Origin of the sequence: Microcoleus sp. OTE_8_concoct_300 (assembly GCF_031383065.1) — a bacterium.
Taxonomy (GTDB): Bacteria; Cyanobacteriota; Cyanobacteriia; order Cyanobacteriales; family Microcoleaceae; genus Microcoleus.
On sequence record NZ_JANMZH010000514.1, the window covers coordinates 1 to 21434 of the forward strand.

General features: G+C 46.3%; 16 protein-coding genes and 2 pseudogenes. 10 read left to right on the forward strand and 8 right to left on the reverse strand.

Going from position 1 to position 21434, the window contains the following annotated elements:
• Positions 1-441 precede the first annotated feature (441 nt).
• Positions 442-753, reverse strand: a complete 312-nt coding sequence (locus tag ACUVJL_RS23820) for a hypothetical protein (RefSeq protein WP_445248102.1) — start codon at positions 751-753, stop codon at positions 442-444.
• Between the two features lie 265 nt (positions 754-1018).
• Here ACUVJL_RS23820 and ACUVJL_RS23825 point away from each other — a divergent pair, with 265 nt between their 5' ends.
• Positions 1019-2029, forward strand: coding sequence for a DnaJ C-terminal domain-containing protein (locus ACUVJL_RS23825; RefSeq protein WP_445248103.1), 1011 nt, complete (start codon positions 1019-1021; stop codon positions 2027-2029).
• A 164-nt stretch (positions 2030-2193) separates the two neighbouring features.
• Here the strand turns inward: ACUVJL_RS23825 and ACUVJL_RS23830 are convergent, their stop codons facing one another.
• The 5 genes from ACUVJL_RS23830 to ACUVJL_RS23850 form a co-directional block, all read right to left on the reverse strand.
• Complete coding sequence (locus ACUVJL_RS23830; protein ID WP_445248104.1) at positions 2194-2469, reverse strand: DUF1816 domain-containing protein; 276 nt, start codon at positions 2467-2469, stop codon at positions 2194-2196.
• 369 nt (positions 2470-2838) lie between these two features.
• Positions 2839-3129 (reverse strand): DUF1816 domain-containing protein, encoded by a 291-nt coding sequence (locus ACUVJL_RS23835; RefSeq protein WP_445248105.1) that lies wholly within the window; start codon positions 3127-3129, stop codon positions 2839-2841.
• Between the two features lie 572 nt (positions 3130-3701).
• Complete coding sequence (locus tag ACUVJL_RS23840) at positions 3702-4457, reverse strand: DUF2993 domain-containing protein (protein ID WP_333442019.1); 756 nt, start codon at positions 4455-4457, stop codon at positions 3702-3704.
• Between the two features lie 128 nt (positions 4458-4585).
• Positions 4586-5179, reverse strand: a complete 594-nt coding sequence (locus ACUVJL_RS23845; protein WP_445248106.1) for a pentapeptide repeat-containing protein — start codon at positions 5177-5179, stop codon at positions 4586-4588.
• A gap of 262 nt (positions 5180-5441) precedes the next feature.
• On the reverse strand, positions 5442-6854 hold the full coding sequence (locus tag ACUVJL_RS23850) for a DICT sensory domain-containing protein (RefSeq protein WP_445248107.1): 1413 nt from the start codon (positions 6852-6854) through the stop codon (positions 5442-5444).
• A 268-nt stretch (positions 6855-7122) separates the two neighbouring features.
• On the opposite strand from ACUVJL_RS23850, the gene ACUVJL_RS23855 reads away from it, so the two are divergent.
• The 8 genes and pseudogenes from ACUVJL_RS23855 to ACUVJL_RS23890 all read left to right on the forward strand — a co-directional run bounded on the left by ACUVJL_RS23855 (position 7123) and on the right by ACUVJL_RS23890 (position 15126).
• The gene (locus ACUVJL_RS23855; protein ID WP_445248108.1) at positions 7123-7860 is read left to right on the forward strand and encodes an LmeA family phospholipid-binding protein; all 738 of its coding nucleotides are present in this window, start codon (positions 7123-7125) and stop codon (positions 7858-7860) included.
• 569 nt (positions 7861-8429) lie between these two features.
• A pseudogene (locus tag ACUVJL_RS23860) lies at positions 8430-9638 on the forward strand (ISAs1 family transposase).
• Between the two features lie 55 nt (positions 9639-9693).
• A pseudogene (locus tag ACUVJL_RS23865) lies at positions 9694-10611 on the forward strand (PP2C family protein-serine/threonine phosphatase); the annotation flags it as partial.
• A 78-nt stretch (positions 10612-10689) separates the two neighbouring features.
• The gene (locus tag ACUVJL_RS23870) at positions 10690-12822 is read left to right on the forward strand and encodes a SpoIIE family protein phosphatase (RefSeq protein ID WP_445248109.1); all 2133 of its coding nucleotides are present in this window, start codon (positions 10690-10692) and stop codon (positions 12820-12822) included.
• A gap of 112 nt (positions 12823-12934) precedes the next feature.
• Positions 12935-13525 (forward strand): DUF6272 family protein, encoded by a 591-nt coding sequence (locus ACUVJL_RS23875; RefSeq protein WP_445248110.1) that lies wholly within the window; start codon positions 12935-12937, stop codon positions 13523-13525.
• Between the two features lie 55 nt (positions 13526-13580).
• A complete protein-coding gene (locus ACUVJL_RS23880) occupies positions 13581-13934 on the forward strand; it encodes a slr1659 superfamily regulator (protein WP_445248111.1) in 354 nt (117 codons plus the stop codon).
• A gap of 583 nt (positions 13935-14517) precedes the next feature.
• Positions 14518-14790, forward strand: a complete 273-nt coding sequence (locus ACUVJL_RS23885; RefSeq protein WP_445248112.1) for a mechanosensitive ion channel domain-containing protein — start codon at positions 14518-14520, stop codon at positions 14788-14790.
• Between the two features lie 105 nt (positions 14791-14895).
• The gene (locus ACUVJL_RS23890; RefSeq protein WP_445248113.1) at positions 14896-15126 is read left to right on the forward strand and encodes a hypothetical protein; all 231 of its coding nucleotides are present in this window, start codon (positions 14896-14898) and stop codon (positions 15124-15126) included.
• Positions 15127-15744: 618 nt separating this feature from the next.
• Here ACUVJL_RS23890 and psb35 read toward each other — a convergent pair.
• Positions 15745-15957 (reverse strand): photosystem II assembly protein Psb35, encoded by a 213-nt coding sequence (gene psb35, locus ACUVJL_RS23895; protein WP_445248116.1) that lies wholly within the window; start codon positions 15955-15957, stop codon positions 15745-15747.
• A gap of 208 nt (positions 15958-16165) precedes the next feature.
• On the opposite strand from psb35, the gene ACUVJL_RS23900 reads away from it, so the two are divergent.
• Positions 16166-19282: a glycerol-3-phosphate acyltransferase gene (locus ACUVJL_RS23900; RefSeq protein WP_445248114.1), complete on the forward strand. Its 3117-nt coding sequence runs from the start codon at positions 16166-16168 to the stop codon at positions 19280-19282.
• 289 nt (positions 19283-19571) lie between these two features.
• Here ACUVJL_RS23900 and ACUVJL_RS23905 read toward each other — a convergent pair whose 3' ends face one another.
• Positions 19572-21302: a phosphatase PAP2 family protein gene (locus ACUVJL_RS23905; RefSeq protein ID WP_445248115.1), complete on the reverse strand. Its 1731-nt coding sequence runs from the start codon at positions 21300-21302 to the stop codon at positions 19572-19574.
• Positions 21303-21434: the final 132 nt, after the last annotated feature.

Consider the following 21434-nt stretch of genomic DNA (forward strand, 5'->3'; position numbering starts at 1 on the left):
GAGCGATAGAGCGGAAAACTAGCTACGCATTCTCCGGTATCGTGACTCAAAAAACATAGTCCGCAAGCGGACTTAGGCTGGTCAGAACGGCTTGTTAGATTTCTCTTCCAAGCCTCATGCCTTTAGGCTGAGGTTCCTGACAATGTTAGCACTCTCGTAGCGTTAAAAGCTTATCGCTCTACTATCCTATCTTAATTTTTTTAAAAGTGTGTGTTCTAGTTAACAGACACCAGAGAGATTAGGTTATATTACTTGGACTTAAATCTATTATGATACTGAAAAAATAAGATTGTATAGCACCGCTCTGATGTGAGGGGAAAATATCTCGAAAGGTGGGGGAATAACTGCAGGCTTTAAGGTAGAAGTTGGCAATAATTCAGGCAGCAGATTCGACCAGAGTTGCTGATGAGAACTTTCGAGGATTTGCATTGGGTGAAAAGCTCAGATCGAGAAGTTCGATCGCACCGCACACCGCAAAAAAACAGCAAAAAAAGATCGATCGTCCGCGCCAGTCAACCCGGATTTGCCTCGAAAGAGCAACAGCAGCAGCTTTCCCGGACTCGCCTCAACCGGGCTGCCGCCTAAAGCTCTCGCCGCCTCGGACAAGCCCGGTTGAGCGCACAACTCCTCAAAACTAATCGTGGCAAGAGTTTCACCGTTTAAAAGCTCAAAGGTAGAGCAACGGCCCTGACGGGTGAGGACGTTCTTAATTGATATGAAACCATTGTTTTTATTGTCGAAGGCCAAAAGCATAAGAAAGCCGCCTGCTCCGGCTGCCTTCAGCACAAGAGAGCCGAATGCTATAAAATCTCAAACAGCAGCGGAGTGCGGAAATTGCGATCGAACGCCAAGCAACAACCGAACTCGATCGATCCCAAACCTTTGATAACCTATAATTTGAATCAGATGCCCCAGGCACTTTTGCCCCTGGCATCAAGCTAATTCGCCATCCTGCTAATTTGGGATTTATTCTTTCTAACAACTAACAACTAACAACTAATAAAGAGGGGATTGCTTAATGGCTGCAACAGATTTTAAAGACTATTACGCTATTTTGGGACTCAACAAAACTGCCAGCTCTGACGAAATTAAAAAAACTTTTCGCAAACTAGCCCGGAAATATCACCCGGACATGAACCCCGGGAACAAAGAAGCCGAAGCTCGTTTTAAAGAAGTAAACGAAGCTTACGAAGTGCTCTCAGACCCAGAAAAACGGAAAAAATACGACCAATACGGTCAATACTGGAAGCAAGCTGCGACAACTCCAGGCGGATGGCCAGGCGGGGGCGCTACGAATGTAGACTTTGGCGGGGTTGACTTCAGCGAGTACGGCAGTTTTGACGAATTTATCAATGCCTTGCTAGGCCGTGCAGGTAGCAGTGCTGGTAGTGGGCGCAACGGTAAGTGGAATTACAGCAACTACCGCACCAGTAGCGGCGGGCCCACCGGTTTTGGCGGATTTGAAGATTTTGCGGGGTACGAAAACCGCAGCGCAGGAAGCTCTCTCGACACTGAAGTTGCGATTTCCCTGACTCTGGGGGAAGCATTTCGGGGAACTTCCAAGCGCGTCGCCACGGGCGAAGTTTCGATTCCTGCAGGAGTGAAAACCGGCAGCAAAATTCGGGTAAAAGGCAAAGGTCAAGTTGATCCGTACACGAAGCAGCAGGGAGATTTGTACCTAAAATTAGAAGTTTTGCCTCACTCTTTCTTCCAGTTTGAGGGAGAGAATTTGGTCTGCGAAGTGCCGATAACTCCCGACGAAGCTGTGTTGGGAGCTTCAATGGAAGTGCCGGCACCTGAAGGTATGATCACTGTGAAAGTTCCAGCGGGGATTCGTTCGGGTCAGTCTTTGCGGTTGCGGGGCAAAGGATGGCCGAAACCGAAGAAAAACGAGCGGACTGATTTGTTGGTAAAAATTGCGATCGTGCCACCGAAAGAAATTAGCACTGTAGAACGCGAATGCTATGAAAAAATCAAGGCCAATCGCACTTTTAATCCCCGGAGCAATTTAAACCAAGCGCTACTTTGAAAAAACTTGCATTGCCCTTACCAAACAAAATCAAAAGAGTGAATCATCCCTCGGGTTTAGGCGGATTTACAAATATCCGGGATCTGAAGTCATCGATATTGGTGAACCCGCCCCCGAGCGGATTTAGCTTTATCAACCTATTCATACTTGAGCATTCCACCTTCTCAAGACTCTTCGCTAGCTTTTAGCTGAGTAGGTTGGCTACCTTGTTTGAGGTTGATGGTAATTTTTTTAGCTCCTTTGTTCTCCAGGTCTCGGATGTAGCCGGTCGATCTGTCAGAAGCTTCCTGTCTGCTATCATAGGGCCCAAAGTAATAGGTACGCTTTGGCGAATCTGTATCAACTTCTACCCACCATTCGTCGCGTCGAGTGCTGCTAGCAGGTTGAGCTAGCAGCCAAAAAGCCGTGAAAAACATACCCAACATAGAGATTTCAAACATATGTACCTCTGGGCAGATTTAAGTAGTTTTTACTGTTCTAAATTTATCAATGCCACGGGAGCGATCGGCTCGTCCTCAGTGCTGATTTGATCCCGATAATTTTCGGCAGTTAATGGTGGCTAAAATCTGCATTTTGGTGGAGAATATGCCGACTTTTAAGCCACCACTACAAATACAAAGCCCGCAAGGTAAGGACTAGGACAAGACAATGCTTAATATTATTGTTGAGGCTTCCGTTTATGAAAAACTCACACAGAACTTACAGACTCTTGACGCTCAGAAACCGGGTTGTTTAACGGATATCCATCGCCATAGACGGAGTATTTTCGTCAAAAAACCCGGTTTCTGCTGTCTGGAGTATCAACATGATTAAGCCGCCATACCCTCTGAGAATTCACTGTCGCAAATCGTGAGTTCCGAAGGCTGACACCGTTTGATGCGGATGCTAACTCTTCTCGCTCCCTCGCTTTCGAGGTCTTCGACGTAGCCCGGGATATTGCTGGAGGCTTCTTTGTCGGTGTCGAAAGGGCCAAAATAGTAGGTACAGCGGGGCAAATCTGTGACAATTTCTACCCACCATTTCTCGGGGCTGCGGAGGCTGGATCCAGCTAACACGGACAATACTGCGACGTAGATACAAAATAAATAAATTCCGAGCATTTTTCCTCTTTTGGGGTTATTTATTTTCTCACAAGACTTAGGCCCTCGCGACTCTCATCAACCGGGTTGTTCAACTCCTGGCGATCGCCTTTTACCAGAGAATTTAGTCCTTCAAACCCGGTTTCTGGGTTGAGGGCCATCTAACTTTATCAAGGTAAGTTGTGCGATCGCATCAACCTGAGTGCTGATTTTGAGGCGAGAATAGAATCCCAGTGAATCAACTAACTATTTTGCATTTAAATTTAAGCTTGATGGTGCGCTAGGAGTTGCCAGCCCACAATAGTTTAAGTACGCAGTAGTTGATTAATTAAATGCGCGACAGCTTAGTTCGGGAAATACGGCGCAATATATAGCATTTCTTGGGTAGATGACATATAGCTTAAAAGCTTGGCAACACAGGAGGTTTCGGTATACCCAATTTTTGTGAGAAAGGCTAGAGCGCGACCTTACGCTAGCAGCGCCACAGCTTAAAAACTGTCGCTAAAATAGCAAAACCCGCGCAGGCGGGTTGTGCTGTTAAGCTATAAAATTCCTCAAACAAATCTAATTTGCCCACCTCAGCAGACTGAGGTCTAGCGCTTGCCTTTGGGGAACTGTTCGATACCAGCCCAACCATAGAAAACCAGCTCGTCGTTCTGAACTCGGCAGCGGTCAACCCGCAGTTGAGTGCCCTCTAAGGCAAATTTGTCTAAGTCGAGCAAGTTATTTACGTGGGCAATTATAGCTTGACCCAAATCTACTGCTTGCTCGTTACCGCCGTAAGTAACGCTGACAAATTGGATTTTGCGCCTGTCTTCTACTTGCAATTGAGCAGTAATATCTATTTTGACCGGTTCGCTGGCATCGCCTACGGTAATTTCGGACTGAAGCCGAATTGATTTGTCGGCGCCGAAGCTGACTTCAGTGTTTTGAAAGTGCAGTGATTGCTCTTGATACTTCAGCTTCTGGAGTTTTTCAACTACAAAAGGTGTATTGAATGAGGTGGTTAAATCCGATCGACTTAAAACTACTCGCATATTTGCCTGGGTAGGCTGCCGCAATTTCACTTGACCTGCAAAAATTGCCCCAAAATCAATTGAGAGTGCTTGCAGGTAGAGTTCCATCACTTCTATGCGCAGGCCGTTGTACATCAACATACCTTTGCCAACGAAGTCGAAACCGTCGATGCTTCCCTGCAAGAGTTTGGCTACGGGTTCGACTCGGATATTGGCTTCGGCCTTTTCCGAACGCTTGAATAAGGCTGCGATCGCAGCTCCTGCTACTTTGCTGACAAGGCGATCGCCACTTTGACCTTGAAAGGATGTACCGCTAAACAAAGCTGCTACCATTTATTCGTTTGCTCATCTACAGTCGCCATTATAACCTTCTATTAAGAAATGTAAAAATAGCTTGTGCTTATTCACTTCATAAGCAGATGTTGTTTTTTTGTCTGTCTTCAAAACAACACTGTTGAAATTTAAGGGCTCAGGGGGGTGCCTTGGAGACAGGCGCGATCGAGCAACGCCCCATCCCAAACGGTTTGTTCGATCAAGGCGCAAAGCAAATTAGCCCCCGTCAGGTTAGCGCCGCGCAGTACGGCGCCATTCAGGAGCGCTTCTTCCAAGTCAGCTCCCGACAAATCAGCGCCGGACAAATTAGCATGGCTCAAATCGGCAGCAAGCAAAATTGCCCGACCCAAAGAAGCGCCCCGCAAATCGGCGCCGCGAAAATCGACACCGCTCAAATCCAAATTGCCGAGGGCAGCGCCTGTCAAAAAAGCACCCCCAAAACTTGCGTCGCGGACTAAAGCGTTAGCGAAGGAAGCCCCCCGCAAATCGGCATTCCGAAAATCTGCACCTCGCAAGTCAGCGCCGCTCAAGTCAGCGCCGCGGAGGTTGGCTCGCAATACGGCCCGCTGCAAGTTAGCGCCGGCGAGATTAGCTCCACTCAAGTTGGCTTGAGACAAGTCAGCAGCCGCGAGATCGGCTCCCGCTAAGTCTGTGCCGGCTAAATCGGTGCCGGCCAACATCAGAATTTTGCCTTTGCGTATGGCTTCGAGGTCATTAGTCATTAGTTTTTAGTCATTAGTCATTAGTAGAGCGGTAGGGTGCGCACGGAGCCAGCACAGAGAGGCTAGGGCTCCCACTAAGAGCGTTAGGGTGCGCACGGAGCCAGCACAGAGGACTGATTTTTTCGAGTTTGGGAAAGCGGTAGGGTGCGCACGGAGTACAGAGGGCTGATTTTTTCTCGTGTTGGAAAGGATTTGTACCCGAGTCCTAAATCCCCAATTCCCAATTACCAATTACCGATCGCCCCTTACCAATCCTGTTATTTTATAATGCCGGAGCAGCCGTTGAAGCTCGATCGCCCAAATCCTCCAACCATACATTCGGCAGTTGACTCGGGCGGGTCGGTAACTCCATCAAACCCATTTCTGCGAGCCTGACGACGTTGCTGAGAGTTTCCACCAAAGCCGGATCGAAGCGAATGTCGCAGAGTTCCCGGCACTTGGACAAAGCCTCGCTCAAACTCAAAGCCGGACGATCGCCACGCGGTTGAGTTAATTCTTGAAAATAAGCGACCAACCCCAAAATCCGCGAAGCAACGGGTATCGCTTCGCCTCGCAAACCCTCTGGCCTGCCGCTGCCGTCCCAATATTCGAGTTTGTGCTTGACAATTTCCGCCACAGGTGCTAGTTCCGGCATTGCTTGCAGCAGTTGGGAACCGATGAAACTGCGATCGCGCCAAAATGATAAAGTTGCTTGGTCGAAAGCATCGGGAGTGCGATCGAACACCTCATTCGGGGCCGAAACTAAGCCGACTCGAAACAGCAATCCAGCCAGGCGCAGCCTGCGCAACTGCAAAGCCGGCAAATCCAGCAGTTGACCCAAAGTTTCCGACAAAGCCGCCACCTGCAAAGACGCTGTTGGATTTGAGGTATCGCGTTCGTCCACGCGCTGCGCCATCCGCAGAAAAGCTTGAAGTTTGTTAGCGTTCAAATTGCGGCTGATGCGCAAAGCTTGACCTTCCAATTCCCACAACTCGCGGGTTTGGCGGTTAATTGCTACCATTTGCTGCTGAGAACTTTGCAGGTAAGTGACTATCCGGGATACCACGCCACTAATATCTGCCAAGGCCGGGCCTTTGGTTGCCAGGATTTCGTGGTGCATTTCCAGCAAACTGTCGGCTAGGGGGGAGTTGTAATGTCGCGTCTGTTCTATAAAAATTTCTGCAGCCGCCGACACCAAAGACTGGTCAAAGGACCACAAACCGTAGAACTTTCGTTCTGTATCTACTTCTGGCTTGCCCTCGGGCAAGTATTCCTGGTCTGAAAGTTCGCGGCAAAGCACCATTGCTTTGTATGTCGGGGCGAGGATGATTAAATTCCATTCTTGGATTATGGGGTCGTTCTCATCGAGATTTATTAAAGATACATTTTCTAATTGACCGGTTTGGTGGCTAGCGAAACCGCTGTCGGCTACTGCACCTATCACAACGCGCCGAGAGGCATTAGCAATATCTAGGTAGCGATCGGCTTCCTGTAAATACCATTTTCCCTGCTGAAACGTCACCAAAACTAAGGGCTTTAGTTCGATATTGTCCCCGGTGCTGGTTTGTAAAATGTGGTCTTCTAGGGCGTGACACAGGGCTACTAGGGTGTTTTTGAAGTATACCCCGTAGCTAGAAGGCAGTTTTCCGTCGGGAAGTGTAGCTTGTAGTCTAGCGAGAGTTGATTCTGAATTCATTGCAAAAAGCGGTGCCGGCTCTTACTTATTGTAGCGGGCGATCGAACTTCTCGAAAAGACTTTTGGCAAAAATCCGAGTTTTTGATTTTTCACCGCTTCGCAACGGACTCAACGTAGGGCGCGCACCCTACTAATTTTAGCCATTTTCGGGAAACCCTCTGTCTTTGGCTGAGTTTTTTTAAGACGAGAAACCTGCCGAGAGAAAGACGCTAACTAAATTAGGTATTAACTACTATTTGGGAAACAATAATTATTAGGAATTCTGAGCATGCTTCAACAAAATAGGAGTTTAGGGGAACAGGCGATCGACAAAGTGGCCGAGATTGCTATTGCTAGCAAATTAGACGAATCGGAAACTTTGTCGGTGACAGTGGACACCGATCCGGGCCAGCTAGCCCAGGGATCAGTAGAGGCCGTTGCGGTTGAGGGCAAAGGGTTAGTAATGCAACAAGATTTGCGGGTGGAAGAACTGCAACTTCACGTCAAAGATATTGCTGTCAATCCCCTCACCGCTATGTTTGGCAAAATTGAACTCAACGGCCCTGCCTTCGGTACCGCACGCGCAGTTTTAACCGAAAGCGATATCAACCGCGCTTTTAATTCCGAATACATCAGTAGAAAACTGAACAACTTAAAAGTGACTGTTGACGGCCAGCGGGTGACCATAGACGTTAAAACTATTGAGTGCCAATTGCTAGCCGGAAAAATCGCTTTAAATGCTGAGGTATTGGTGCAGGAAAATGCCTCAACAGAAAAGATTTATTTTACAGCAAAACCTCAGATCGCAGCGGACGGTTGGGCAATTTCTCTTCAGGATGTCGAGTATCCCGAAAACAAGGAATTTTCGCCTGAGTTAACAGAAGCTTTGGCGGACAAAGCTGGGGAAGTTTTAAACTTGCGAAATTTTGAACTTGAGGGAATGTCCCTGCGAATTCAGCAGCTAAATGTGGAAGCTGGTGTGCTGACTTTGCAAGCTGAAGCAAAAGTCGAACAATTCCCAAGTTAGCAGTAGCGTTCTCAGGTTAGTCGCTGCTACGGTGGGTCACTGGATTTGAGATTTTAGATGTTAGATTTACTCCACAGATGAATCTGGTATCTTGAACAAGAGTCTAAAATTTTTATATATCCACGACAGCATCCGTTCGCAAGTATCCGTTTGTCGGCGGGGTCAAAAACCGAAAAGCTTTTGACATTGAGCAATTATTGGAACTGACGCACCCGAAGACTATGCTTTGAAACTACCTGGGCCCTTTTCTTGTCCGTCGGAAGTGTCTCCACCAAACTTACTCTACAAACCCGGTAAAAAAGCCGGGTTTCTAGATACCCGCGCGTAAGTCCTACCCAAAATAATCTCTCGAAGGCGATCGCACTTTTTAACTCCCTCTAAAGGTGTAAAATAATCGATAGCAACCCGCAGCAAAATATCACCGCCGTTAGAGGCAGGTATCGCAGGGTAAGCTCATCTAATTTAGTATAAATTGTACTTGACAAAAAGACAAATATAAAAAATGTGGTATTTACGTATTAGCAATTCTATAATGCCTTAAAAACTAAGTCATTAAGCGGTAAAACTCAATGGATAAAGGATTCCTGCCCGCCCGGCCAAGGTCTAAACTACTGAAGAAGCCCTCACCTATCTCTATGCAAGAGTTACAAGGAAGCTTATCAAGTTATTTTGATGACGTACCCGACCCGAGAGTGAACCGAACCAAACGTCACTTACTGAAAGATATTCTCGTCATTGCTATATTATCTACAATAGCTGGAGGTGATGGATGGGAAGACATGGAAAATTATGGAATCAGTAAGCAGCAATGGTTGCAAAAATTTTTAGACTTACCAAATGGTATCCCGAGCGATGATACCTGACGACGAGTTTTTGAAAAGGTAGACCCGAAAGTTTTAGAACAGAAGTTGAGTGAATGGGTTAAACAATTAATTGGGCCAGTTGTCCAACAAGTTATCCCGATTGATGGAAAAAGTCTCCGAGGTTCTTATGACCGAAAAACAGGGGAAAAGAATTTACATTTAGTGACGGCGTGGGCGAGTGAAAATCGGTTGGTACTTGGACAAGTTAAAGTTGAAAACCATTCCAATGAAATCACAGCTATCCCAGCCCTATTGGAATTAATTGATGTCACCGGAGCGATTATTACGATGGATGCGATGGGTACTCAAACCGAGATTGTACGGCTGATTCGTCAAAAAAAAGCTGATTATGTAGTTACTCTGAAAAAGAATCATCCAACCCTTTACAAACAAGTCAAAACCTGGTTTGAAACAGCCAGAGCCAACCAATTTGGGGGAATTGAAGTGAGTGAAGATTCCCGAACGTAAAAAGCACATCATCGAATCGAAACTCGAAAAGTTTGGGCGGTTCCAGTGGGGGTTCTCGGGGGGCTTTACAAACAAGAAGACTGGACAGATATTCAGACTATTGTTATAGTAGAACGTTTCCGTTGTCTGTGGAACAAAACCACTCATGAAGTACAATTTTACCTAAGTTCCTTACCCGTAGATGCCCAGCTTAATGGTCGCGTCATTCGTCAACATTGGAGTATTGAAAATCAAGAACATTGGGTTTTAGATGTCACTTTCAATGAAGATCGATCTCGCATTCGATCCTTGAATAGCCCTCGAAACTTGGCTGTTATCAGACGGATGTCCCTGAATGCTGTAAATCAAGAAACTACTCTCAAGCGTAGCTTGCGACAGAAAAGAAAACGGGCTGCAATGAATGATGAATACATGATGCTTCTTCTCAAATCCTTTTGTCAAGGGTGATTGAGATGCTCTTACCCTGGATAAGCGAGTAGGCACCACTGATTTTATTGAAATTGAGGAAATTGATACGCTGGAACGCTCCTTCGACAGCATGGCAGGGCAACTGAAGGAATCGTTTGAAACACTCGAAGATAAAGTCAGAGAACGCACGACTGAACTGGCAAGTGCCAACGGCGAAATCCTTGCCCTCAACAAAAGACTCAAGGAAGACAATCTTCGCATGGGTGCTGAATTGGATATCGTGCGTCAAATGCAGCAGATGATTCTGCCAAACGCTGAGGAACTGAAAATTGACGGGCTCGATATTGCCGCATACATGGAGGCTGCCGATGAAGTCGGCGGCGACTACTATGATGTTTTAAACACCGATGGCGTTGTCACTCTTGGCATCGGCGATGTCACTGGACATGGACTCGAAAGCGGTATCTTAATGCTGATGGCGCAAACCGCGGTTCGCACCCTTAACGAAATCCGTGAAACTGATCCGGTTCAGTTTTTAGATGCGCTCAACCGCACCCTGTATAAAAACGTGCAGCGCATGAATTCCGACAAAAGCCTCACCCTAGCGATTTTAAATTACTCAAAAGGATGGGTCAGCATCAGTGGTCAGCATGAAGAAACAATTATTGTGCGCCAAGGTGGACAGGTTGAGCGCATCGACACGATGGATTTAGGTTTTCCCCTTGCCCTCGACGATGACATTGCTGAATTCATCAGTCATGTTTCAATTGAGCTAAAGCTAGGAGATGGTATAGTGCTATATACCGATGGTATTCCCGAAGCAAAAAACATTAACAAAAAGCAGTATGGACTTGAGCAACTGTGTGACATCATTAGCCAAAACTGGCATTTGTCGGCACAAGAAATTAAGCAAGCGGTGATTGACGATGTACGCCGACATATCGGAAGTCAAAAAATGTTGGATGACATCACTTTGCTGGTTTTGAAGCAACAGGTAGAAACCAAGGTATAATAACGCATTGCAACAACTGGAAGCGATGCTAAAAGGGTGAACTATTCTTACTTAAACGCTATCCCCGTGAAATTTGTTATGAAGAACAGCTCCCTTAAATTCCGCCTCCACACTGCCCTCGTAGTACCCTTTATCCTGCAAATTGTTGCAGCAGTTGGATTAGTCGGCTATCTTTCATTACGCAACGGACAACACGCCGTAACTGAGCTTGCCAACCAGTTGATGACTGAGGTGAGCAACCAAACCGATCAGCAGCTAAATGACTATCTTTCAATACCTCATCGAATTAATCAGATCAATATTGATGCAATCGAGACAGGATTACTCAATATAGAAAACTTTGACCTGACTGGAAGTTATTTTTGGAAGCAGGTACAAGCCTTTAATAATGTTGGCTATATTTCAAATACCTTAGCAGATGGACGCTTTATTGGGGCTGGTAAATACTTTCCAGGGGAAGGAGTCATCATTGATGAACTCTCTGCAAGAACAAACGTAAAAGTAGCTACCTATGCCGTGAACAAGCAGGGCGAGCGGGGTAAAGTGCTACGGTTTTGGACCGACGACTTCGTGGCATCCTCATGGTATATTGAGGCGGCTAAAGCAGGTAAATCAACCTGGTCTTCGGTGTACTCTGTTGACGAAATCAACTTCATTTCTCTAGCTGCAGTGCGTCCCATTTATGCAAAAAACGGCAAATTACTTGGCGTGACTGGGGTTGATTTACAACTATCAAATATTACGAACTTTTTGCGCCACTTAAACGTTAGCTCATCAGGACGAGTTTTTGTCATGGAACGAGATGGGCAGTTAATCGCCAATTCTAGTTCTCAACCCTCTTTTGCCAAAGTAAATGGTAAGACCCAACGCTTTAATGCGTTAAACATTAATGATCCGTTAATTCAAAGGACTGCTCAAACTCTAAAAAATCGGTTTAGTAATTTTCAGCGAATTACAAAAAGGCAAACGTTGAACTTTCAAATTCAAGGACAACCTCACTTTGTCCGTGTTCATCCTTGGCACGACCAGTTTGGCTTGAACTGGCTAATCGTGACTGTAGTTCCAGAATCCGACTTCATGGGTCAAATCAATGCTAATACTCGTACCACAATAGGGTTGTCTCTGGTAGCGTTGATGATGGCGGTTCTGATCGGTATTCTCACTGCTGGTTGGATTACCCGCCCCATTGAGCGGATTACCCAAGCCTCAGAAGACATGGCAGATGGCAACTTGAAGCAATACGTTAAACACACTCGCCTCGTTGAACTTGATAAGTTGGGAAACTCCTTCAACCGTATGGCAGACCAACTCAAGGAATTGTTTGAAACGTTAGAAGATAAAGTCAAACAACGCACGGCAGAACTAGCAACTGCCAATCACGAAATCATTACCCTCAACGAGAGACTCAAGGAAGACAATCTTCGCATGGGTGCTGAATTGGATATCGTGCGTCAAATGCAGCAAATGATTCTGCCCAATCCTGAAGAACTGGAAATTGAAGGACTCGATATTGCTGGATACATGGAGGCTGCCGATGAAGTCGGCGGCGACTACTATGATGTCTTGAACACCGATGGCGTTGTCACTCTTGGCATCGGCGATGTCACTGGACATGGACTCGAAAGTGGCATCCTGATGCTGATGGCGCAAACGGCAGTCCGTACCCTCAAGGAAATCCGCGAAACTGATCCGGTTCGGTTTTTAGATGCGCTCAACCGCACCCTTTACAAAAACGTGCAGCGCATGAATTCCGAGAAAAGTCTTACCCTAGCTATTTTAAATTACTCCGAAGGATGGGTCAGCATCAGTGGACAACATGAAGAAACGCTCATCGTGCGAAACGGTGGACAGGTTGAACGTATGGACACAATGGATTTAGGCCTCCCCATTGCCCTCCACGATGACATTGCTGAGTTCATCAGTCACATTTCAATTGAGCTACAGCTAGGAGATGGTATAGTGCTATATACTGATGGTATTCCCGAAGCAAAAGACATTAACAAAAAACAGTATGGCGTTGAGCAGATGTGTGAAGTCATTAGCCAAAACTGGCATTTGTCGGCACAAGAAATTAAGCAAGCGGTGATTGACGATTTACGGGGACATATCGGCACTCAAAAAGTATTTGATGATATTACGCTGTTGGTTGTGAAGCGGACCCAATTAGGTGTAGAAAAAAACTCACAGCCTCAAGCCGCCACATTGGTTTAGAGCGATCGCCAATACCTCGAAAAAATCAACGTTTGGGTGAGTACACATTTGTGATATAATCACCTTGATGGTCATAAAATTAGAAAATTTTTTATTGAGAATCTAACTAGCCATGTCTCAAATCTTTGGAGATTTCGTCGAAAGCTTTCCCCCTGCGCAGGATTCGTTAGAATTAACTTTTACCCCAAATTCACTTCCAATTAAAAAGCGCTGGCTTAGTAATCGAATATCGGCTAATTTTATGGCGGATTATTTTTCCAACTTTCTCTCGGTAGATGAGGAGGATCCAGCCCAGAAACGACGCATTAAAGAAAGTAAAGGAGCCGTTAGTTATGTAGCAAATGAACTGTTGGAAAATGCGATAAAATTTAATAATCAAGTAACCAACTTTAAGATTAAATTTGGAATATTCTTTATTGAAGAAGCTGACCTGACCGCCGTGCTTTTCGCTACAAACAGTGTGAGTGCTGAAGGGCTTGATAAGTTTCAGAAATTGATTCAGGAACTCTTGTGCTCCGATCCAGAAAAACTCTACTTGCAACAGATAGAAAAAAGTGCAGAAGAGGAAAATAGTGGAGCATCGGGTTTAGGTTTTTTAACGATGATAAATGATTATTCAGCAAAGATAGGCTGGAAATTTGAAAGAGTGGAAAAAGAGCCTAAAATGATTGCTGTCACGACAATGGTACTCGTTCCAGTCTAGTTCCCAGTTTTTTCCCGAACCCAAATTAAGTTATTAAGAAAGGATAGAACCGATAGTGGCCACTCAAGAAGTTAAAGGTGAAGACTATATTGTTCAATTCGATCCTGACTCTGTAACGGTCTACTTCAAAGGTGAACTTTGCCTTGGTGGATCTACAGAGTACGCTCCTATCACAAACTTACTGAAGGAAGTGGCTGAGTCTGAACCCAACACAATAACGATTGACTTGAGAAACTTGGCATTTGTCAATAGTTCGGGAATTAGTATGTTGTCTAAATTTGTTCTCAGTATGCGAAAAAAGAAAGGAGTTCAGGTAGTCGTTTTGGGGTCGAATGATATGCCTTGGCAAGGAAAATCTCTTAAAAACCTAGAGAAATTGTTGCCCGGACTGAAGTTGGAAATTGAGTAGGCTATCCCTAAAAGTCATAACTTGCAAGTAGCTGATGGTGTACATTTTCCCCTTCTTTTCTATCAACCTTGAGCAAGTCTTACTCATGCTCCGTAGTTTGTTACTAACAGTCGTTGGAGGCACACTGCTATATGGGTTATTGTTTTACACCCTGCAGACGGTATTTCGCCAATAGCAACGAGATATTGCCTTAGTTACGCTCAATGTCTCTGCTAATCATGCCTTGCTCGCCTTTATTCTAACCAGTTTGAATGTTACATTTGACAATTGGAAACTGGAAAGCGAAGGGGTCAAGAGCATCCTACTTGCCAGCATTATTGTTTCCGCAACTTACTGGTTGCTTCGGCTTTTCAACCAAGTTATAATTTACTATAGCAATCCTTGCAGGAGTCGTAAATTTTTTACCCCACCCCAGCCCTCCCCGAACTCGCGGTCCGGGAGTAAGAAATTCACAAATGATTTAGGATCGCTATATCTCAAAGAGTATGCCCAGCAGACAGAAGTTATGTGGGATAACGTCCTAATTTCTTTGCTGGAAGGCGTGATTCCAGTTTTGATTTTCTAGACTGGCGTTGCTCTGATTTTGCAATGTTCCTTTGGAGTTGACTTGACTGGTGTCTGGGTGACGTTAGGAGGAGCAAGCTTGATTGTGGGCTTCGCCACCAAGGATATCCTGGCAAATTTTTTTAGCGGTTTGGGGCTGCTAGTAGATACCCCGTTTGAATTTGGGGATGTGCTGTGGCTAGAAAGCGGCAACCACGGTGTACTAAAAAAGATTGGGCTGCGAGTCACTGAGGTTTATCTGTTTGAAAGTCATACTATCGCTTATATTCCCAACAGCAAGTTGCAAGAGTAGAACATTCTGAACCTGAGCCGTTTCATTGCACCAGTCTATTTCTCAATCCTAGTCTTGTTCCTGTCAAACTGCGATTCGGAAGCCGCCCAGCGAACGATGGAATAGATGATCCGTACCAATCCCGATACATTGGGCAATATTGATACCAAACTGAATTGCCTGGAACGATATTTCAAATGGGAAGACGATGAAAATAACTTTCATGCTAAAAAAGAGAATGGGCGAGGGCGGGTCCTGGCAGAAAATGAAGTAAATCTGAAGCTAGAGGAAATTGAAGAAACACTGGAAGCCTTGGTGGTACTGTTGCAATTTGCTGAGAAAGGTGGATTAAGTTAGGATGACATTGACACAGTCAAGCAAAAATATCAGGATATCCTAAATCTGATCGGGCTGGAAGTCATCGTTTTGGAATTGTCAAAAAAACAAGCGGAGATTTTCTCGGCGGAGGCGATATCCTGGCTTCATCCAATTCAAAGAAACGAATTCTCCTAACTCGCTGATCAGAGGCTGAATCTCAAGAGAACTCCAAAGCTGTAGTCAAGGTCTAAATTCCTATAATTAAATCGCTCGGTTGTTTTTCAAGAACAGCTAAGATTAGGATGTCCCATTTATTCTAAATTATGAGGTTTACCAAATTTTTTCTATTTTTAATAAAACTTCAGTATTTTTAGGCTTTTCAGTTAGAAGCCAGTGCCTGCGGAATTTAAATCCCGGGTTAACAGCTTGCAGTCTGTTTGAAATGATATCTTGCATCAATGTCAATAAAGGGATCGATCGCTCATCCCGTCAGCGATCGATCCCTTTATTGACATTAGTGCTTTCGGTCAATTAAAACTCTTCACTCAAAGCCTTTCTACATAGCGTAAGGCGCGCCGAGGCGCACCCTACCAGATAGATATGCAAGGGTAATTCCTCTTCCTCTCAAAGCTTTTCCCGATCTAAAACAGCTTGGTTCTATTTTTTCTTTGACTCAGAAACATCAGCAATCAAATCGTCTTTGTCAACTTTCGGTACAAAATCAGGGCGTTCTTTGGCTTCCCAACCGGGGGGGCGCTTGGAGTTGTACCAGGCGATCGAGCCGATCGTAACTGCGGCAATAAAGCCAGCAACAAGAACTATTATTGGAGTGGTCAAGCTGACACTTGATTCCGGCACTGGCTGCTGCATCAGCAGATCGATCGTTACTCGCCTGATGGGTGCAACAACTGCCATGGGAGCGGTCAAGCTGATATCTATCATTAGGCTAAATCCTTATCTACTCTACTTTTACATTATCTTAAGTGCTAATGCGGTTTTGTTGATATATCTGAAGACAGAAAAAGTGACAGAATTGCCGTCATAATGGTTAGAGGTTGAAAATAGGAGAGCTAATTTTATGCCGTTGGGGACAATAGCATTGCTGTTGGCTGCTAGTTTCAGCCTGGGTGCTTTACCGCTAACGGGATGGGCGGTGCGAGTCTTTACCCGCCGAGATTTGAGGGCGCTGGGTACGGGGAATGTTGGGGTGTCGGCAGCTTTCATTCACGGGGGGAAATTAGCGGGAATTGCTGCGCTGTTGGCGGAAATTGTCAGGGGAATTACTCCGGTTTTGGCGGGGCGATTTTGGTTTCCGGATGCACCTGCGATCGCGATCGCCCTGTTAATTCCTCTAGTTGCGGGCAGATATGCGATCGCCCGAGGTGGAGGCGTGACCAACGCTGTTTGGGGTCTTTTGGTATTTTCGCCGCCGGTGGCTGTATCCTCGGGCATTTGGGGGCTGCTGGCGTGGGGTTTGGCACAGCGCTGGTGGGGTGAGGGCGATCGGGCGAGACTTTTTGCTTCCCGTTGCGGGTGTCTTTGCACCCCAATCTGGGTTTGGGTGTGGCGACAATCAATCCCCGAATTTTTAGCAGCAGCAGGATTGGCCTTGTTGTTAGCAGCAATTAATTTCAGTCAGGGTGATGATATGGCTTTATCTAAATCGGAACAATTGTTTTCTCTAGATGACTCGTTAGATGCTGCAATTTGCGGGGATAAAGCTGCTAAATTGTCTCAACTGAAACGCGCCGGTTTTAATGTACCTGCTGGTTTTATATTGCCATCGCAGGAAGAAGGAAGTTCGGCAACGAGCAATGTACGGGATGTAACGGATGTAACGGATGTAAAGGATAGAAGGAAGAAGGAAGAAGGAAGAGGGAAGAAGGAAGAAGGAAGTTCGGCAACGGATTATGTAGCGGATTTAACGGATGTAACGGATAGATGGAAGAAGTCTGAGGGAAGTAATAATCTGGAAAATCATGAGGAATTGTCAATTACTGATGCTTTAATCCAAAAGCTAAAATCCCAAATCCCAAATCGAATGATTGTGCGCTCTTCGGCTGCGGGAGAAGATGGCGATACGAGTTCGGCCGCCGGACAATATCACACTATTGGCCCTGTTTTCACTGAAGCAGAATTGCTTGATGCAATTAATCGCTGCCGCCAGTCTTATTGGACTTCCGAAGCTGTTGCTTACCGCCGCCAACGACAACTCCCCGATACCCAAATGGCTGTATTGATTCAGCCTTACATTGACAGCAAAATTGCGGGTGTCATGTTCAGCCGCAATCCTTTAGATGGCGGTTCCCAGATTATTATTGAAGCTTTACCGGGAGGTGCTGAATCTGTTGTCGGCGGACAAGTTACTCCGCTTCATTGGGAAATTGATTTTAGTGCGCCTGAAACTTTAGAAAAAAATTTAAGAAAAATTGAAATAGATTCAATAATTGACAAAGTCATTATAGCAGAATTAGTCCAACAAGCGCAAGCGATAGAAGCTTTTTTTCACGGAATCCCGCAGGATATTGAGTGGAGTTGGGACGGGGAAAAAGTTTGGATTTTGCAAAGCCGCCCGATTACAAATTTACAGCCGTTTTGGACGCGCACTATTGCAGCAGAAGTGATTCCAGGTGCAATTCGCCCCCTAACTTGGTCGATTAACCGGCCACTGACTTGCGGGGTTTGGGGAGAGATTTTTCAGGTGGTTTTGGGCGATCGCGCCAGCCATTTGAATTTTAACGAAACGGCAACTTTGCTGGGTTCTCACGCCTATTTTAATGCGACTTTGTTGGGCGAAATTTTTCGGATGATGGGATTGCCGGAGCAGGGTTTGGAATTTTTACTCAGAGGGCAAAAGATGGGCAAGCCGCCTTTGGGGAAGATTTTGCCTTCTTTGCCTGGTTTGTGGCGTCTGGTGCAGCGCGAGAGGGCGCTCAATGCAGATTTTGAGGTCGATCGCACTTCTATTTTCATCCCCGCACTCCAAAGTCTTCAGAAGGAAGAAGACTCTTCGACTCCGCTGAGGGTAAAAAGAGAGAAGAGGGAAGAGGGAGAGGAATTGGCAATTGCTAATTATCAATATTTGTCGAAATTGTTGGAGAGAGCCGAGCAAATTCAGGAGTGGCTGAAACCGATTACTTACTACAATATATTAGGGCCGATCGGGCTGGCAATTCGCAAAGCAATTTTTCGCGTGGCTGATGAATGGCTTGTCAATGATACTGCTCCGGAAATTGCCTCTATCCGAGCTTTGCAGCAATTATCTCAAAAGTTGCGAAAAACTGCGATTTTGCAAGGTGACGAGACTGTTTCAGTCGCCGAGTTAGCACAGGTATTTGCTGAAAGTTCCGCTTTACAAGCCGAATTTGCACAGTGGCTTGATAGTTATGGATATTTGAGCGAAGTGGGAACGGATATCGCTGTTCCTACTTGGCGAGAACAGCCGGAAACTTATCAAAAATTGCTGATAACTCTGGCTCAAAAACCTGCTGTGGCTAATTTAGCAGAAACTGGTAAATTAGGCTTGACATTTGCTCAGAAATGGCGCTTAAATAAATGTCAGCAGCGATCGCTCGTCAAAAACGAAATAAGCGAAATTTACGCGCGGTTGTTGGCTCATTTACGCTGGACTTTTTTGGAGATAGAAGCTTGCGGATTGGCAATGCAGGTGTTTCAGGAAAGCGGGGATATTTTTTATCTGGAATTTGGGGAAATTCAGCAGTGGATTCGCAGCGGCGCGAGTGTTTGTTTTCAGGATACAATTAGCCAAAGGCGCGATCGCCTGTTAGCCGATCGCGATCGCCCGATTCCCCCTGTCGTCTACGGCAATTTGCTGCCAAATTCTGAGAAAAGGTCGATCGTCCCCGCAACATCCGAAACTAATATCATGCAGGGAATCCCCGCAAGTATCGGCTGCGTCGAAGGCTTTGTCAAGATTTGTCGCACCGTGACAGCAGATTTAGGAGAAAATGCGATCGCAGTAGTTCCTTACACCGATGCAGGTTGGGCACCCCTGCTATTAGGAGCAACAGCAATTATCGCCGAAGTTGGCGGCCAATTGTCTCATGGAGCAATTATCGCTCGCGAGTACAAAATTCCCGCAGTTATGAATATTGCTGAAGCTACAACTCGCTTGCGAGACGGTCAAAAAGTCCGAGTAGACGGATATCTCGGCACTGTAGAATTGCTGGAATAAGTAATATCAAATCCGTTGACATCGGAATTATGCATCTCTCTCTTATCTTTCTCTGTGTCCTCTGTGCCCTCTGTGGTTTAATCATTCCGATACAACCGGAATTGATATAAGCCCACTAAAAAACAGAATACTTAGCTGCCGACTTGTTAAAGAAGTCGGGGAGCGAACTCGAATAAGCCGAAAGAAAAATGTAAAAATTCATTTATCTTGTAGGGGCGGTTTCCACCAACAATAATTGCCCAAAACAAACCATCTCGTAAACCCGCCCCCACCCCACCAAAAACCTTTCCTAGGCTTTTAAGAAATTCTCGACAACATAGTTCCCCACATTTCTACCAGCACTCAAACCCTCTACGTTAGCACTCATGAAATGAATCCCTCCGTAAAGGCGACTCATCCCCGATTCGTTGGCCGCTTCGCTGAAGCTTTGGTAGGTTCGCAAACTGTTGACCGATTGATCTCCCTTGTCCCCAAACCCAAAATCCGAACCAAATACAGAACTCATAACTGCATCTGCTGCACCGCTAAAGGTACTGTGGCCCGACATATACTCCGGGAAAGGCGGAGTAGTTAGCAGCGGAGTCCACAGGGGGTCAGCCGTCGTGTTGGGATTGTTGTCTGTGTCAGCTTGGCGAATAGCTGTCACCGGCCGCCACAAGTTGTACTCATACTTGGCATCCCAGCAGCTAATAGCTGCATCGGCGAGGGCAATATTTAGCAGGGCGAACACCCGGGCGCTATCTTCCAGCGATTTACCCCCCAGGGCAGAGACATCTTGGGCGATTTGGTTCCAGTGGCCCGGAGGGGTAAACGTACCTGCGCCGTTGGCCCAGAATTTGGCGATGGCTGTTTGGTCGGGAGTCCGAGTGAGGCTGTCACTTTTGCCGATTTCTTTGACATAGTTAACTTCCTCTGCGTACTTGGCGCCCTCAAGGGCGGGCGGGCCGGGCGGGCGGAACTGAGAACCGCTAGTCATCGCAAAAGGAGTCACCTCCGGCCACTGTGGCGCCAGCGCGGCGGCAAGGGCAGGGGGAGTCGGCGTCCAACTGCCAAGGTCGGTTTTGGGGGTGTACTGCACTACTTTCGTGATGCCGTCTGTATTCCGCGAACTGATAATTTGGTCGGCAACTTGCTGTCCGAGGGCGATGCCGTCTTGTTTGGCTTTGCCGTCGGGAATTTTTGCTAGAGATGATTGCAATGCTGCGTCGAATTTACCTGCTTGTGCTGGGTAGAGGCCCACGAGGGTGCGGTGGGCTGCGGCTGCTGTGGCGGCTTCTTCGGATGCCCCTGCTGGTGCATCTATGCTGACTAGGTAAGGGCTGTATTTTTTGCTAATAGAGTTAACAGAGTCGTAAATGGCTGCGTGAACCATTGCCATGTTGCGGGAGGCGAGGGGAGGCGCGCTGCTGGCTGTCCGCACGGCGTCGAGTAAGGTGGTGTTCCACTCTGTGACTGGGTTTCCCGATCGGTGAGTTGTGAAGTTGGATCGGTTGATGCTGCTGCTGTTGACTCCTGGCAATACTGCTAAATATTCGCCTGTTAGTTTGTCTTGAATTACGGTACTGTTGCTGTTGGCGTCTGTGCCTTGCTGGATGTTTAAGTCTTCAAATGCTAGGCCGTCTAGCAATCGAATTTTGTCATTGCCGTTGCCGAAGTCGGGGATATAGTCGGCTGTGGCTACAGTTGCGCCGCCGCTGCCTTTAGCAATGGCAAATATATCATCCCCTGTGCCGCCAGTTATGGTATCGCTACCTGCGCCCCCGTAAATGCTATCGTTGCCGGAATTGCCGGCAATTAGGTCGCTGCCTTTGCCTCCCCAGAGGATGTCGTCGTCGTCTCCGCCAACAATCGTATCGTTGCCTTGATCACCGCAAATTTTGTCTTTGCCTGCATCGCCTTCGAGAAAGTCGTCTCCGCTGTTGGCATAAATTATGTCGTTGCCATCCAATCCGTTAAATCTGTCAGCTTGGATGGTTCCTTCAAGATAGTCAAATTTAGCACTAGGGGTGAGGGATGCCATGTTTATTTATTGAATCTTTTGATTAAATCGCAAAGCTTTCGTAACGTCTGTAGATGCTTAGGTCTGTTTACGCCGGATTTAATATTATTAAACTTTCTGGTTGGAAAGTAAACTCGGCAGCATAACTTTATT